Genomic DNA, 15712 nt, shown 5'->3' with positions numbered 1-15712 from the left:
CGGTAACGCGGTCGCGCATGCTGACCTGGGTGCAGTCGATGGGGCGCAACGCCAGCGAGCAGCACCAGCGCCTGACCGCGGCCTGGCGCCACGTGGTGGCCTCGGAGCGGGCGCTGACCCTGTCCGCCGCCGCGCTGCCGAACCTCGACACCGACCTCGCGCGGCAGGTCGCAGCCGAGCTGCTCAACGTTACCGGCCAGGTGATCGACCCCACCACGATCTACCTCAATACCTTCCAGGTCAGCCAGCAGTGGCGCGCCTGGGAAGCCGGCCAGCTGCGCCCGCCCGGCGCGTTGTTCCGCAACCAGCACCGGCTGCTCCCGCCCGGCCGGCGGGTACGCAGCGGGCTGGTCAGGACCCACACCCTGGTGGGCGCGGCACTGCTGCCGGTCGACGCCGACACGGGTCACGCCGGGCTCTATTACCGCTGCGTACCGGGAACCTACTTTCCGGTGCAGGAGTGCCGAGAGCTGACCCTCGATGAATTCAGAAAAGTGCAGGGACGCGATTATCTGGGCGCTTTCCGTCGCCGCTACGACACGTGTCTCGAACAGGCCTGGCATGGTCGACCGACGCCGGGTTCGGAAGGGTTCGTATCGGGCATCGGCCGGCGTCTTGCGGGCACGGCGGTGCTGTTGAACGCAGCGGGCCAGCTCGGTGACGAAGCGGCCGCAGCGGTCAAGGTGCTGACCGACTTCCCGGCCCGTTTCGATCTTGCCGAAGCAGCCAACGGCCGCGCGCTGGCCCTGCCGGGCTGGCAGATCGACGTGCACGCGCTGGCCGCCAACGACCGGGGCCATGCGGTTCCGCTGCACGGGGTGCTGCTGGTCACCGCGCAGGCGGCGGCGTCGCCGCAGGCGCCGATCACGGTGGTGATCAGCACCACCCGGATTCCGTTGATCGAGGCGTTCAACAGCAGCGACGCCGCGCTGCAGCAGCTTGCCGACGAGGTGCGTCACCAGTTGCCGGTGCGCGTGGCGGTCAACGAGCACGCCCGCTGGCAGCAGGGCGCGCTGCCGGTGGTGAAGGCCTACGGGATCGACGGCGACTTCCGCTGGGCCTTGTTCATGCAGGCGCTGGAGCTGCGGCATGCGCAGCTGCGCGCCGCCGGCCTGTCATCGCCATGGCAAATCCGAGAGGCCTTCAATGCGCTCGATTCGGCGCTGGCCCTGCCGTACCTGCCGGTTCCCGTGCCGGTGCTGGCCGCGGCAGGCGAGCTGGCCGCGCTGGACATGGACGGTCTGAACGCGCGCAGCGCGGCGCACTGGACGGCGCGCTTTCCGCCGGGCACGCCGGGCGCGCTGCGCAATGCCGGCATGGACGGCGCGCGCTGGCTGCACGCGCTCAGTGCCGGCCGCAGCCTGGTCGAGCACGCCTATCCCCTGCTGGTCCCGTTCGTGCAACAGCGCCTGGATGACGAAATCATGCGCCGTTACCGCACCGCGTTCGACAGCAGCTGTTGTTACATCGTGTCCTTCACGGACGGGTATCCAAACGACCAGACGCGTAGCGGGTGGGTCCACAACCGGGCGCAGAAGCAGGCGGCGGCCAGCTTCGCCGACTGTGCGATGACCCGCGCGGCGGGCTTTGACGATACCCCCGGGCACCTGCTGGGCCTGTACACCAGCAGCGACAGCGCGGTTTTCGACGAGAACAGCGAGGTGGTGGGGCTGGACGCATCACAGCTGTTGTCGATGGCGCGCGAACTGGATGTGCAGGGTGACTACCTGCGCGCGCTGGACCGGTTCTGGCAGCAGCATGCACCGGCCGTACTCACCACCTTGCGCGGCGGTTACCTGTACGGCTGCGCGCAACAGCATGCCGACGGATCGCTGTCCGCGCGCGGCATGCAGCTGGCCCTTGGTGTGTTCGGCACAATGACCGCGGCCGAGTCGCAAGATCCGGCGTACCGGCCGGTTGCGCGTGCCGGTGTGCGCATCGGCTGGCTGCAGGTCCATGGCATCGCCTCGACCGTGCTGCACGTCGCCGACGAGGTGGGGCCGGAGGTTCTGCTGTACTTCCCCAACGACCGCAACCGCTTCCATGAGTTCGCCAGCGGGGCCGACATGATGGGCTGGATCGAACGCGCGGCGGGCACCGACGCCGGGCGGCAATGGCTGGAGACCGCGTTCGACCTGGCCGACCTGCAGGACGGCTGGATGTCCAACGGCGTGCATACCGCACTGGGTGCCGGCACCCAGGCGATCTTCGGACACGGCGGCGCGGTGGTGCCGATCAGCGGCGAGGTGTCGCAGGCATTGGTCGCGCGGCTGCGGCAACGCGCGCGTCGTGATGCACAGACGTTGATGACCTCAGAGTGGGAGGCATTCCGGCGCCGCTGGATGCCGCGGCTGGAACGCTGTGAGCAGGCGATGGGCCTGGTTGCCCTGTTGGTGCCCGAGACGCTGCCGGTGGTGGCAGTACTGTCGGCCGTGCAGCTGGGGGGAGGTGTGGAACAGATGGTCGACGGCGATACGCCTGAGCAGCGTCGTGCCGGCGCCGGCACGGCAGTCGGCGGTGCCGTGGGCCTGGCCTTGTCGGCGCCGCTGGGCACCGCGCGGCTGGCGGCGGTGGCCGCGCGCGATGGTTCACGACTGCAACCGGAGATACAGACGGCAGCATGGGAGCAGGTGGATGATCCGCTGGCGCACCTGGCCGAGCGTTACGCCCGCCCCGTGGCGCTTTCTGGATCGCGCGCCGCGGACAATGGCGTGCACGACTACCTGGGCAAGCGATACATCCATCAGGGCGGGAACTCATATGAGGTGGCCTTCGACCGGACCCATGGCACCTGGCGGCTGCAGAATCCGCAGCCGGGCAGCTTCTACCACCAACCGGTACGGCTGAATGCAGACGGTGCGTGGGAACCCCACAGCGACGTCGGCCTGCGCGGCGGCGCACCGATCAGCCGATCCAGCAAGCGCAGGCAATCGGTGGAACGCAGCTATCGAGGTTCGTTGAATTCGCTGGTTGAACGCACGCATTCCCATTCGGTGGACAGCAGCTCGCAGGATTTCCAGTGGGGGGTGAATCACTGGGAGCGGGTGATGACCCCGGAACAGGCGCGCGACAGCGCCTCACTGGAGCAGATGAAAGAGCTGTTCGTGTCAGGCCATCTCGATCCGGTGCAGCAGGGTGCGCTGTCGGTGATCATCGAGCGGCTGGACAGTACGCTGCGTGCCGAGCGCTATACGGTTGTCAACGAGGTGGTGCACGACTCGGTGTACATCGCCGGTGGACAGTTCCTCCAGGCCTCCCAGGGCCTGCTTGCGGAAGGGCCCGGTCTATCCGCAGCGGGCATGTGCACCGGGTTGTCGCGGATCGTGGCCACGGCGATGGGGCAGGGTGAAGAAATCCATGTACTGGAGCACCTGCGCCAGGCGATCCGGGAGCCCGACAGCCCCGCTGCCGCTGCAGTGCGTGCGCTCATCCGCGACGCGCAAGGCGCGGCCCTGCAGCCTGGCTCGATGTCGGCGGCATCGTTGATCCACGTCGATGCACTGGCAGATTTCTTTGCCAACACCGCGCGCAGCAGCCATTTCGTCTTCAGCGGAACCCAGCACAGCATGGCCTGCGGCGTGAATGTGCTGGACAACGGGCGGCGCGAATACCTGCTCTACGATCCCAACTTCGGGCTGATGGTGTTCAAGAAGCTCTCGCGCTTCAACCAGTGGGTGAACAACCTGTTCGGGTCGCGCTATTTCAGCCGGCTGTCGTCACGGACCCTGGGCGATGCCAACGCCGAGACGCTGGCTGAAATGTACGGCGCGATCCCGACCCCAGGCAGCCAGCGGATGCAGTTCCACCTGCGCCAGATCCACCCGGAGAGGATGCAGGAACAGGCCGCCGCGCGCGGCTGGACCGCGCTGTACGAGCACGTCCGGCCGGCGGGTGGGATCTGATGAACGCCCCGGCCCCCAATGCCGGCCGGGGGCAGGTAAAATCGTCCCGATTCCCGTTCTCCCGAGCCCCCCATGACCTGCCGCACCCGTTTCGCCCCCAGTCCAACCGGCTACCTGCACATTGGCGGCGCCCGCACGGCGCTGTACTGCTGGCTGGAGGCGCGCCACCGTGGCGGGGAATTCGTGCTGCGCATCGAGGATACCGACCGTGAACGCAGCACCCAGGGCGCCATCGACGCGATCCTGGAGGCGATGGAGTGGCTGGGCCTGAACTACGACGAAGGCCCGATCTACCAGACCCAGCGCGTGGCGCGGTACAAAGAAGTGGCCGAGCAGCTGATCGCCGACGGCAAGGCCTATTACGCCTACGAGACCCGCGAGGAGCTCGATGCGATGCGCGAGGCGGCCATGGCGAAGCAGGAAAAGCCCCGCTATAACGGCGCCGCGCGCGAACTGAACCTGCCGTACCGCGACGATCCGAACCGGGTGATCCGCTTCAAGAACCCGCTGGAAGGCACGGTCGTGTTCGACGACCTGATCAAGGGCCGCATCGAGATCGCCAACAGCGAGCTGGATGACATGGTGATCTTCCGCCCGGACGGCTTCCCCACCTACAACTTCGCGGTGGTGGTGGACGACTGGGACATGCGCATTTCCGAGGTCATCCGCGGCGACGACCACATCAACAACACCCCGCGCCAGATCAATCTATACGAAGGCATCGGCGCCCCGGTGCCGAAGTTCGGCCACATGCCGATGATCCTGGACGAGCAGGGCGCCAAGCTGTCCAAGCGCACCGGTGCGGCCGACGTGATGCAGTACAAGGACGCCGGCTACCTGCCCGACGCGCTGCTGAGCTACCTGGCCCGGCTGGGCTGGTCGCATGGCGACCAGGAGCTGTTCAGCCGCCAGGAGCTGATCGACCTGTTCGATGTGACCAACTGCAATTCCAAGGCCTCGCGCCTGGACATGGCCAAGCTGGGCTGGGTCAACCAGCACTTCCTGAAGACCGAAAACCCCGCCGACATCGCCCCGCACCTGGTCTACCAGCTGAACAAGCTGGGCCTGGACCTGGGCGCCGGCCCGGCCCCGGCTGACGTGGTAGTGGCGCTGCGCGACCGCGTGCAGACGCTGAAGGAAATGGCCGAGAAGGCGGTGGTCTGGTACCAGCCGCTGGTCGAATACGACGAGGCGGCGGTGGCCAAGCACTTCAAGCCGGGCGCGGAACTGGCGCTGGGCAAGGCCCGTGAGCTGCTGGCTGCGGCGAGCGAGTGGACCGCAGAAAGCGTGTCGGTGGCCCTGCATGACGTGGCCACCGCGCTGGAGATCGGCATGGGCAAGGTCGCCCAGCCGCTGCGCGTGGCCATCACCGGCACCCAGGTCAGCCCGGACATTTCCCAGACCGTGTTCCTGGCCGGGCGTGAAGAGGCCTTGAAACGCATCGACGTCGCACTTACTAAAGTACCGACGGCCTGACCACAGGAGACCGCATGTCCGCCAAGACCGCTTGTACCGCCCCACACCATCACGTTCACGACGCTTCGGACTTCGTGAAGGTGGTGGAGCGCGTGTGCACGGAGCGCGGACTGCGGCTGACGCCGATCCGCGCCAACGTGCTGCGCCTGATCGCCGAGGCCGGCAAGCCGGTGAAGGCCTACGAGCTGCTGGAATGGGTGCGCAACGGCAAGGGCGTGGGCGCCGATGCCCCGCCCACGGTGTACCGCGCGCTGGATTTCCTGATGGCGAATGGCTTCGTGCACAAGCTGGAATCGGTGAATGCCTTCGTGGCCTGCCACCACCCCAGCAGCGCGCAGCACTCGGTGCCGTTCCTGATCTGCAACAGCTGCCACAGTGCGGTGGAGCTGGAAGACCGCGACATCGTCAGCCAGCTGGAAAAGCGCGCCAAGGAGCTGGGCTTCCAGCCGCAGGCGCAGACGCTGGAAGTGCACGGACTCTGCGCCCGCTGCGCGGGGTGATGCAGCTGCCTGCGGGTTGATCGGCAGCACGGCGCCGGTCGCGCCGGTAATGATGAAGACGCTGCGCTGACGGTAGGGTCGGTTCCCGAACGACCGCCGATAAAGGTGCAGGGTCCGGTAACGCATGACCTGCAACGAAGGCGCGGCTCCGGCCCGGGTCATGCGTCCAAGTGCCGATCAACCGGGTCGGCGGTCGTTCGGGAACCGACCCTACCGGTCCGGGGTTGAGGCGGTGTTCACCCGCACCACCACCGACATGCCCGGGCGCAGGCGCGGCGCCAGTTCCTGATCCGGGTCGATTGCGATCCGCACCGGCAGCCGCTGCACCACTTTGGTGAAGTTGCCGCTGGCGTTATCCGGACGCAGCACGCTGAACTCCGAGCCGGTCGCCGGGGCGATCTGCTCCACCCGCCCGCTCAGGCGCTCACCGTCGAAGGCGTCCACCGAGAAGCTGGCCTCCTGGCCGATGCGCATCTTCCAGGTCTGGCCTTCCTTGAAATTGGCCACTACCCACAGCGTGTCCGGCACCAGGAACAGCAGCTGCGAACCGGCGGTGACGTACTGGCCCAGCCGCACCGACGCTTCACTGACCTGCCCGTCGCGCGGGGCGTGGATGACCGTGTTGGCCAGGTCGATCCGTGCCAGCTCCAGCTGCGCTTTTGCCGTTTCCACGCCTGCTTCCAGGCCCTTGCGCGCCACCTGGGTGGAGGTCAGGGTTTCCTCGGCGATGCGGATCTGCGCCTGCGACTGCTGCACCGATGACTGCGCGGCCTGCGCGCTGGTGCGGAACTTGTCGCGGTCGTTGAGTGCCACCAGCTGCTGGTCGGCGAGTTCTTCGTAGCGCTTGAGCTCGTTGCGCGACCGCGCAAGCTCCGATTGGCCTGCCGACAGCGCGGCCCGGGCCGCGCCGATCTGCGCGCGGTTCTGCGCCTGCGCCTGGTCGGAGTTGGCCAGCGCGGCCACCGCGCTGTCCAGGTTCGCCTGCGCCTGCGCCACCTTTTCCTTGTAGATGCGGTCGTCGATGCGCAGCAGGGGCTCGCCCTGTTTGACGTGCTGGAAGTCCTTGACCAACACCTCGGTCACGTAGCCGTTCACCTGCGGCGCCAGCACGGTGATCTGGCCACGCACGTAAGCGTTGTCGGTGCTGACCCACGTGGTGTTGAACGGCCACAGCGACCACGCGCGCAGGATCAATGCGATGCCCAGCAGCGCCACCACGATCATCACCACCACGCTGCGCGCGCTGGGCTTGAGGTACTTCGGCGCGCTGGGCGCAGCCGGAGCGGCCGCAGCACCGGTGGCGGCCGGCGCGGCATCGGTGGGCGGTGCGGGATTGACGTTCTCGGGCGCGTCGTCACGCGGCGGTGGGGTGGGCATATCGGGACTCATCGAGGGTCGACGCCCGTAGGCGTGAGGGGGGTAAGGGCAGGCGGGTGCCGTTTGCGCCATTGCTTGAGCACGGCGGTGCGGACCGACAACAGCAGCAGCCAGCACAGGAAGCCGAGCGCGACCCGGCCGCTGAGCGAGAACACGTCATTGAAACCGCGCACGTTGGCTTCGCGGCGGGTGATCTGCGCCAGCTGCGCGGTGCCCTGCGCGCTGCGCTGCACCGGGTCGGTCAACAGCGGTGCGTAGAGCTGCTGCTGCAGTTTCATGCGCTGCGCGACCACGCCATCGGCCGGGTCGAGCTGGCTGACCAGCGCGCTGGAATAGACCTGCTCGCGGTGCAGCTGGTACGTGCCCAGTACCGCCGAGCCGGCCAACCCGCCCAGGGTCTGGGTGATCGACAGGGTGACCAGGAAGGTGATCATGTGGTCCACGCCCTGCTTCAGCGCCTGGGTGATGCCAAGCATGATCAGCGGGCCCATGAACATGCCCGCGCCCATCGAGGCCAGGAACTGGCTGACGAAGAAGTCGTGCGGGCGGTCCTGGCTGGTGCGGCTCTGGTCAAGCAGGGCCGCACTGCCCAGCAGCAGGATCGCCATCAGCAGCTGCGGGATGATCCGCTTCGGGCCGAAGGTGAGGGAGCTGGCCGCAATGCCACAGATCACCCCGGCCAGGATCACCGCGAACAGTGGCCGCATCTGGTCCGGCCCCATGCCCAGCTGGCGCATCAGACCGACCACGCCGTAGGACTGTTCGGTGGTGAGGAAACGGATCAGGAACGCACCGACGATGAAATGCAGCACCGGCAGGCTGGTCAGCCAGCGGGTCTGCAGCAACGGGTTGCGCCGGTAGTGCTCGATCAGGAACCCGGTGGTGGCCAGGGCGATCGAGGCTACCAGCGCCCAGCCCAGCCACGGGGTGTCCAGCCACCAGCGCACGTAGCCCTGCGCCAGCACCACTACCAGCAGCCCGACCGCCGGCGCCAGCAGCGCGAAGGTCAGGAAGTCCATCGGCTCGAAGGCCTTGATCTGCACGCCGGGCGGAAGTTTCAGCAGCACCACCGCGGCGAACGCGCACAACGCCAGACCCGCCTCGAACAGGTACAGGTTGTGCCACTGGCCGGTGTCCACCAGCCCCGCCGAGACCAGCCACGCGATCGGAACGGCCATCTGCGAGATGCCCACCCCGATCACCAGCAGGTTGCCGGTAAAGCGGCGCGGCAGCGACTGCAGCATGTACAGGGTGCCGAGCGTGCTGCAGGCGGCGCCGGCAAAGCCGCTGGCGGCCCGCAGCATGACCGTGGTTTCGAAACTGCCGACCACCAGGTGCAGCAGCGCCAGCGCGGCGTACAGGCCCAGGCCGATTTCGGCGAACAGGCGGATGCCGTACTGCTGGCGGAACTTGAAGGCGAGCAGGTTGGCGGTGACGTTGACCATCGCATACGCCGCCACCAGCCAGCTGCCCTGCGCCGGGGTCAGCCCGAGCTGCCCCTGCAGGTAGGGCAGGTTGGCGCTGACCAGCGCATTGCCGAGGCCGCCGGTGATGCCGACCAGCAGTGCCACCAGGGCGTAGGCAACGCGGCGATGCGGCGGATGCCAGGGCATCGAGGCCGAACCGGGCAAGGTCGGCTTTTCGTGCTCTTCCCAGTCCGGAACGGGCTTGAGGTAGTCGGCCATCAGCCGGCCCCGTCGGTGGGTCCCTGCAGTCCGGCGCGCAGCAGTTGCAGGCCGCGCGTGGCCAGGCGGGCACGCTCTTCGCGGGTCTTGCCGCGCAGGGCAGCGCCGAGCATGCTGGACATGAGCGAGATGTCGGCCGGCTGCAGGTCCGGCCGGCACAGCCCGGCGTCGATGGCGCGCTGGATCGGCGCCTTGAGCAGCCCCTGCACGGTCTGCCGCGCGGCCTTGATGCTGGGGTCGTCGGCATCCACCGCGCGCCAGTAGTCGGCCAGCGCCGGCGACGTCACGATGCGCGTGGCGATGCCCTGCAGCACTTCGAACAGGGCATCGTCGCGATCGCCCAGGCTTTCGAGCTGGCGCGCAATCCGCGCCACGGCACGGTCCAGCAGGGCTTCGATCAGTGCGGTGCGATCGGGGAAGTTGCGGTACAGCGTGGCGCGGCCGACCTGGGCCTTTTCCACCACCAGGTCCAGCGGCGCGGTAACGCCATGCTGCCCGAACACCGCGTCCGCGGCATCCAGGATCAGGGCGCGGCGGGCAGCCGCATCGGCACGTTGACTTTGCATGCGCTAGTTTCGGACAGGAATGTCCGGAATGGAAGCCGGGCAGGCGGTGCCGGTATGAGGCCGCTGTGCTTGGTCAACGAAGCGTGAAGCCAGCGTCCCGGCAAAAAAACGGGGGCCTTGCGGCCCCCGAAGATCAAACCCTGCACCCCAGTGGGGATCAGAAATACGCGCGGATGCCGAACGCGACGCCACGGCCGGGCAAGGGCGAGTAGACGCGCAGCAGCGAGGTGTGCGCACGCGCCTCGCGGTTGGTCAGGTTGTTGCCGTCCAGGAAAACTTCGTAGCTGTTGCTCTCGCTGCGGTCCCAGCGGTAGGCGAAGTGCGCGTCGACCAGGGTGTAGCCGGCGCTGGGGTCTTCGTTCTGCGCGGTGTCCTTCTGGCTGCTGTAACGTACCGCACCCACCGAGGCCCGCCAGCCATCGCGCGACCAGCGCAGGTCGGCGCCCACGCGGGCCGGGGAGATACGCGGCAGGTACCCGCTGTTGGCCAGGTCCACGGTGTAGTTGTGGTCGTGGTCGCCATGCGGCACGGCGATGTCGACGCTGCGGCTGCCGCTGCCGTCCAGTTCGGCCTTCACGTAGTCGCCGAACACGCGCAGGTCCCAGTCGCCGCTGTTGCCTTCGAACAGGTGCACCAGGGCTTCGGCCTCGGCGCCTTTGAAGGTGGCGTCCTGCTGGGTCCAGAGGCGAACCGGCAGGCTTTCCACCACGCCGGTGTCGGCCAGGTAGATGAAGTCCTTGAACCTGGTCTGATAGATGGACGCGGAGAAGTCGAGGCGGTCGCTGTGGGTGTGGATGCCCAGTTCCACGCGCTGGCCGCGTTCGGTCTTCAGGTTGGCGTCGCCGATTTCCAGCGAACGGGTGGCGATGTGCGCGCCGGCGGCATACAGCTCTTCGTTGGTCGGCGCGCGCTCGGAGCCGTCCACGCCGAAGCGCAGGTCGACCGCGTCGTTGAGCTTCCAGATGCCGGCGGCGGACAGGTTGGTGGCGTCGAAGGTGCGCGCGCGGTACTCGCCGGTCGGGTCGAGCTTGACCTGGTCGTGGCGGCCGCCGAGTTCGAGCTTGAACGGGCCGAACTGCTTTTCCTGCAGCACGAACAGGCCAAGGTTGCGGGTGTTGGTGTCGGGCACGAAGGCTTCTTCGCCGCGCGCACCGAAATCGCTGTTGCCGAACTGCAGGCCGAAGGCGCCGTCCCAGCCGCCGATCTGCTGCTGCACCGCTTCCAGGCGGCCTTCGATGCCGCGGTTGGTGAAGCGGGTGGACGGCGTGCCGCCTTCCAGCTCCACGTGCTCGTAATCGGTGTAGGCGGTGCGCAGGTTGATGTTCTTCAGGAACGAGACCGGGTTGTAGATGCCACCCTTGGCTTCGAAACGGTTCTGCACCATGTCGATGCGCACGTCACGCTCTTCGCCTTCTTCTTCCTCGTCGCCATGGTCGTGATCGTGGTCATGGTCGTCGTCGGCATGCACGTGCGCGCCGTTGGGGATGCCGTAGTTGGTGCGGTAGGTGCTGGCCGAGGCACCGAAATAGCCGCCCTCGCCGAGCCAGGTGGCGCCGACGCCGCCGGCACGGGTGCGGATGGAGCTGTTGTCGAGCGTGCCGCGGCGCGGTTCGTCGGTGTCGCCTTCTTCGTGGTCGTGGCCGCTGTGGTCTTCGAGGCCGTCGATCACGGCGTAGCCGGGAATACGGTAGTCATCGCCATTGCGCACCAGGCCATCCACGTGCAGCACCCAGTTACCGTTGACGCCGTCGAGGCGGAACATGCCGCTGCGTTCGTCATTGACCGAGTTGCCGCGCAGTTCGGCGCGGCCGCTGAGCGGGCGGTCGGGCAGGTCGCGGGCGATGCGGCCGTCGACGACATTCACCGCGCCGCCGATGGCGCCGCTGCCGAACAGCAGGGTGGCCGGACCCTTGAGCACTTCGATCTGGTCGGCCAGGAACGGTTCGATGCTGGTGGCATGGTCGGCGCTCACCGTGGAGGCATCCATGTTGCCCATGCCATTGGAGAGCACGGCCACGCGCGGGCCTTCCTGGCCACGGATGATCGGGCGGCCGACGCCGGGGCCGAAGAAGGTGCTCTGCACGCCGGGCAGTTTGGCCACGGTGTCGCCGAGGGTGCCGGCCTTCTGTTCGTCCAGGCGTTCGCCCGCAAGCACGTCGACCGGGCGCGCCAGCGATTCGGCATCGCCCTGCAGCGGGGTGGCGGTGACCTTGACCTCGGAAAGTTCGGTCAGGTGGCGGTCACGCGAGGCGGCGTCGTCGGCGGCGAACGCCAGCGACGGGAGCAGGGCGGCCGCGAGCGCCAGGGACAGGGCGTGCGGCTGTAGGGTGCGGGAAGAGCGCATGGGCAGGGGATCCGTCGGTCGTATTGTTACAATGTATCAATGGTGGGGCGCGCCAATCCCTTGGGAGGGGGGTATTGCCGGGGTGTGGCAGGGGGGAGGGAGTGCGCGTCGGGATTGATGTTATATTATTCCATATCGTTTCGCCGACCCTGCTGGAAGTCATGCCCCTGTTCCCCCGTCTTCGACATCTGCTTGATCGCTTCGGCGCCACCGGTTCGCTGCTGTGTGCGGTGCACTGCGCTGTGTTGCCGATACTGCTGGCGGCGGCGCCGTCGCTGGGCCTGTCGGTGTGGCTGGGCGACGGGGTGGAGCTGGCGTTGGTCAGCTTCGTGACCCTGCTGGGTCTGTTCAGCCTGGTGTGGGGCTACCGGCGCCACGGGGCGCTGCGCGCGCTGGGGTTCCTGATCCCGGGCCTGAGCGCGCTGTGGGCGGGGCTGCTGTACGCGCCGCTGCACCATGCGCCGGTCCCGCACGCGGTGGTGATGACGCTGGGCGGTGTGCTGGTGGGCGTTGCCCATCTGGTCAACCTGCGGCTGAATCATGGCCACGTCCATGATGCGAGCTGTGCGCACTGAGGCGCTGTGGTAGGCTTTCCGATCGTGCGCGGGGGCGTCTGCAAGGACGGGCCCGCCGAACCCGTGCCAGCACGGGGTAATCAGATTTCAGACTAAGGAGTTGACGACATGGGTAAGGGTGACCGCAAGACCGCCAAGGGCAAGCGCTACAACGCCAGCTACGGCAATTCGCGTTCGCACGCGGTGAGCAAGGTGGCCGTGGGCGCAGCTGCGCCGGTCGCCAAGAAGACCGTGGCCAAGGCCCCGGCGAAGAAGGCAGTGGCCAAGAAGGCCGTCGCCAAGGCCAGCTGATCGTTCAGCCCGGTCCGACGAAAAAACGCGGCGCTTGCGCCGCGTTTTTTTTGCGCCCGGCTTCGTCGAACCGCATCGCATCCCGTAGAGCCACGCCCTGCGTGGCTGCATCACCTGAGGGCAGGAAGCAGCGTTTCCGGGTTGCCGTCGTTGGGCGCGGTAGGGATGCCGAGCAGTCGGGTCATCAATGGGTAAACGTCGACATTGTCGAAGCCCGGCAACGTAGCGCCCTGCTTGAAGGACGGGCCGCGCGCGATGAAGATCGCGCGCATTGACGGCAGGGCGTTGTCGTAACCGTGCGAGCCGCGGTCGCCAGGCTCGCGCTTGGCCAGGCGCGAGCGATACAGCGCGTTCCAGCCTTCGTGCATCTGGCAGATGATCGGCGGGATGCGCGGATTGGAGCCGTATTCCCAGCGCGCCGGCAACGTCTGCCGCGTCCAGCAGTCGTAGTTCGCATGCGCACCCAGCAGGATCTTTTCCGCCTGGCGCTGCTTGCCCGGCAACGGTGCGAAACCGATCGACTGGCCTTGCGACACATTGGTGGCGATGGTCGGGTCGACCATGTCTTCCACCGCGATGATCTGGCCGTCCGGCACGTTGGCCATGCCGTGATCGGACACCACGATCACATTCGTGCCTTCCTCCAGTCCCCGCGCGGCCAGCCCGTCCAGCAGCTGCCCGATCGCCGTGTCCACCGCCACGATCGCCGCCTCGTACTCGGGCGAATCCGGTCCGTCGTGGTGCCCAGCCTTGTCGACCTGCTCCATGTACAGCGTGACCAGACGCGGTGCATCGGCATCGGTCTGCGCCACCCAGGCCAGCACCTGCTCCACCCGCGCCGACAGCGGCACGCTCGGGTCGTACACCCGCCACTGGCTCGGACGCACGCCCTGGATGGCCGCCTCGCTGCCCGGCCACGACCACGTCGCGCTGCGCACCCCGGCCTTCTCCGCGCCGACCCAGATCGGCTCGCCGCCCCACCAGCGCGAGTCCGTCACGGCCTCGGGCAGGTTCACCTGGAACCGGCCCAGCGTCTCTTCCTGCATGCTGTTGTGGATGATGCCGTGGTGGTTCGGGCGCAGCCCGGTCACGAGGGTGTAGTGGTTGGGGAAGGTCAGCGACGGATACGACGGCGTCATCCAGCGCGCACGCACGCCGTCGTGCGCGATGCGCGACAGGTTCGGCGTGATGCCGCGGTCGAGCATGTCCGCGCGCAGGCCATCGATCGACACCAGCAGCAGTTTCGGCGTGCGCGCCGCAGTGGGGGCGGTCGGTGCTGCGGCCACGGCGGGCGGCGTGGACGGGGCGCTGGCACAGCTGGTCAACGCGAGGGCGGCGGCAAGCGCCAGCGAAAGGCGGACGGAAATCATCCGTCCATGATAGTTCGCCGCAGTGACGCAGCGAAGACAACCAATGGCACGGTCAGGCGAACAGCGGCTGCGTGCGCGCTTCCAGTGCCAGCAGCGCCGCCTTGGTTTCCAGCCCGCCGCCGAAACCGGTCAGCGCACCGCCGCTGCCGATCACCCGGTGGCAGGGCAGCACGATCGGCAGCGGATTGCGCCCGTTGGCCGCGCCTACCGCGCGGCTCGCGGTGGGGTGGCCGATGTGGCGCGCCAGCTGCACGTAGCTCCAGGTCTCGCCGAACGGAATGTCGGCCAGCGCCTTCCAGACCCGCAACTGGAACGTCGTGCCATGCGGTGCCAACGGCAGGTCGAACCCGGTGCGTTCGCCGGCCAGGAACTGCAGCAGCTGCGCGCGCGCCTCGCGCAGCGCAGCTGCGTCGCGCTGCCAGCGGTCGCGACCCTTGGCGTCGTAGCGGTTGTTCTCGAACAGGATGTGGTGGATGCCCTGGCTGTCGCCGGCTACGGTCAGTGCGCCGATGGGGCTGTCGAAAGTGTCGTAGAGCAGGTTCATGCGGTTACTCCGAAGCGGACGTGGCCAGGTGCCACAGGTGCAGCACGGCGTAGGCACGCCAGGGCCGCCAGGCCTGCGAACGGGCCTCGGTGGCACGCTCGGTCAGGCGGGTACCGCCGCCCAGCACCTGCTGCAGCACCAGGTCGCCGGCGGGAAAGGCATCGGGCAGCGCAAGCGCGCGCAGCGCGATGTAGTGCGCGGTCCACGGCCCGATCCCGGGCAGCGCCACGCAGCGTTCGATGAAATGGTCCAGGCGCTGGCCGGCGGCGAAATCCAGCCGGCCTTCGGCCACCGCCGTGGCCACCGCACGCACCGTCGACGCGCGCGTGCGCGGCAATCCGATCCCTTCGAGCGGCGCCTCGGCCAGCTGCGCCGGGCTCGGGAACTGCCGGTCCAGGCCCTCGGGCATGCCTGCCAGCGACGTGCCGAAGCGGTCCACCACGCGCCGTGCCAGGGTGATCGCTGCGGCCACGCTGACCTGCTGGCCCAGCACCGCGCGCACCGCGACCTCGAAACCGTCCCAGCCACCGGGCACGCGCAGTCCCGGTCGCGCGGCGATGCCGCGTGCCAGCACCGGGTCCTGCGCGAGCGTGGCGTGCACGATGCGCAGGTCGGCGTCGAGATCGAAGATGCGTCGCACGTTGCGCACGATCCCGGGAATCGCGCGCGGATCGACCTGGCCCAGCTGCAGCAGCAGCTCCGGTCGCTTCGGATCGGCGCTGACCCGGATCAGCGATGGGCGATCGGCCGGGCCGATGACGCGCTGGTAGCTGCTGGCGTCGATCTGTTCGATGCCCGGAATGCAGCGACGGCGCAGGAACGCCAGCATCGCCGGGAAGTCCAGTGGCGGCCGGTAGCCCAGGCGCAGGGTCAGCGCGCCTTCGGCGAGCGCGCCACGCTGGCGGCGGATCGCGGTGGGCGGCATGCCGCAGCCGTCCAGGAAAGCAGCATTGAAGCGGCGCAGGCTGTTGTAACCGGCCGCCATCGCCACGTCGGTCACCGGCAGCGCGGTTTCGGTCAGCAGCTGCTTGGCCAGCAGCAGGCGGCGGGTCGCGTGGATCTGCGCCGGCGCGGCGCCCAGC

Annotated in this window: 12 protein-coding genes; 5 read left to right on the top strand and 7 right to left on the bottom strand. The window is 68.3% G+C overall.

All coding sequences use genetic code 11. The annotated features are described in order from the left end of the window. From RWO33_RS14010 to RWO33_RS14000, 3 genes are all read left to right on the top strand, one after another. Positions 1-3902 (top strand): DUF6543 domain-containing protein (locus tag RWO33_RS14010; RefSeq protein WP_314105634.1); only part of this gene is annotated, 3902 nt, incomplete at its 5' end. Between the two features lie 72 nt (positions 3903-3974). Then, positions 3975-5378 (top strand): glutamate--tRNA ligase, encoded by a 1404-nt coding sequence (gene gltX / locus RWO33_RS14005; RefSeq protein ID WP_217538763.1) that lies wholly within the window; start codon positions 3975-3977, stop codon positions 5376-5378. A gap of 14 nt (positions 5379-5392) precedes the next feature. Then, the gene (locus RWO33_RS14000) at positions 5393-5878 is read left to right on the top strand and encodes a Fur family transcriptional regulator (RefSeq protein WP_145478193.1); all 486 of its coding nucleotides are present in this window, start codon (positions 5393-5395) and stop codon (positions 5876-5878) included. A 210-nt stretch (positions 5879-6088) separates the two neighbouring features. On the opposite strand, the gene RWO33_RS13995 is transcribed toward RWO33_RS14000, so the two are convergent. The 4 genes from RWO33_RS13995 to RWO33_RS13980 all read right to left on the bottom strand — a co-directional run bounded on the left by RWO33_RS13995 (position 6089) and on the right by RWO33_RS13980 (position 11856). Next, on the bottom strand, positions 6089-7255 hold the full coding sequence (locus tag RWO33_RS13995; RefSeq protein WP_314105631.1) for an HlyD family secretion protein: 1167 nt from the start codon (positions 7253-7255) through the stop codon (positions 6089-6091). Between the two features lie 8 nt (positions 7256-7263). After that, a complete protein-coding gene (locus tag RWO33_RS13990; RefSeq protein ID WP_314105638.1) occupies positions 7264-8943 on the bottom strand; it encodes an MFS transporter in 1680 nt (559 codons plus the stop codon). Beyond that, positions 8940-9506 carry a TetR/AcrR family transcriptional regulator gene (locus RWO33_RS13985; RefSeq protein WP_145478191.1) on the bottom strand — a complete coding sequence of 189 codons (567 nt, stop codon included), beginning with the start codon at positions 9504-9506 and terminating at the stop codon, positions 8940-8942. Before RWO33_RS13985 ends, RWO33_RS13990 begins: the two co-directional genes overlap by 4 nt. Positions 9507-9663: 157 nt before the next feature. Then, positions 9664-11856, bottom strand: a complete 2193-nt coding sequence (locus RWO33_RS13980) for a TonB-dependent receptor (RefSeq protein WP_314105636.1) — start codon at positions 11854-11856, stop codon at positions 9664-9666. Positions 11857-12011: 155 nt separating this feature from the next. Here RWO33_RS13980 and RWO33_RS13975 point away from each other — a divergent pair, with 155 nt between their 5' ends. Next, entirely contained in the window at positions 12012-12425 is a 414-nt protein-coding gene (locus RWO33_RS13975; protein WP_145478189.1) for a MerC domain-containing protein, read from the top strand. Positions 12426-12533: 108 nt separating this feature from the next. Further along, positions 12534-12716 carry a 30S ribosomal protein THX gene (locus RWO33_RS13970; RefSeq protein WP_145478188.1) on the top strand — a complete coding sequence of 61 codons (183 nt, stop codon included), beginning with the start codon at positions 12534-12536 and terminating at the stop codon, positions 12714-12716. Positions 12717-12826: 110 nt separating this feature from the next. Here RWO33_RS13970 and RWO33_RS13965 read toward each other — a convergent pair whose 3' ends face one another. The 3 genes from RWO33_RS13965 to RWO33_RS13955 form a co-directional block, all read right to left on the bottom strand. Beyond that, a complete protein-coding gene (locus tag RWO33_RS13965) occupies positions 12827-14086 on the bottom strand; it encodes an ectonucleotide pyrophosphatase/phosphodiesterase (protein WP_314105628.1) in 1260 nt (419 codons plus the stop codon). A gap of 52 nt (positions 14087-14138) precedes the next feature. Continuing rightward, positions 14139-14630 carry a methylated-DNA--[protein]-cysteine S-methyltransferase gene (locus RWO33_RS13960; protein ID WP_314105626.1) on the bottom strand — a complete coding sequence of 164 codons (492 nt, stop codon included), beginning with the start codon at positions 14628-14630 and terminating at the stop codon, positions 14139-14141. Between the two features lie 4 nt (positions 14631-14634). Next, positions 14635-15712, bottom strand: a 1078-nt coding sequence (locus tag RWO33_RS13955; protein ID WP_314105624.1) for a DNA-3-methyladenine glycosylase 2, incomplete at its 5' end; no start/stop codon positions are given.

The organism is uncultured Stenotrophomonas sp., assembly GCF_963519925.1.
GTDB classification, from domain to species: domain Bacteria; phylum Pseudomonadota; class Gammaproteobacteria; order Xanthomonadales; family Xanthomonadaceae; genus Stenotrophomonas; species Stenotrophomonas maltophilia_AE.
Note: the sequence above shows the minus strand (reverse complement) of the source record. Positions and strands in the feature narration are given on the sequence as shown.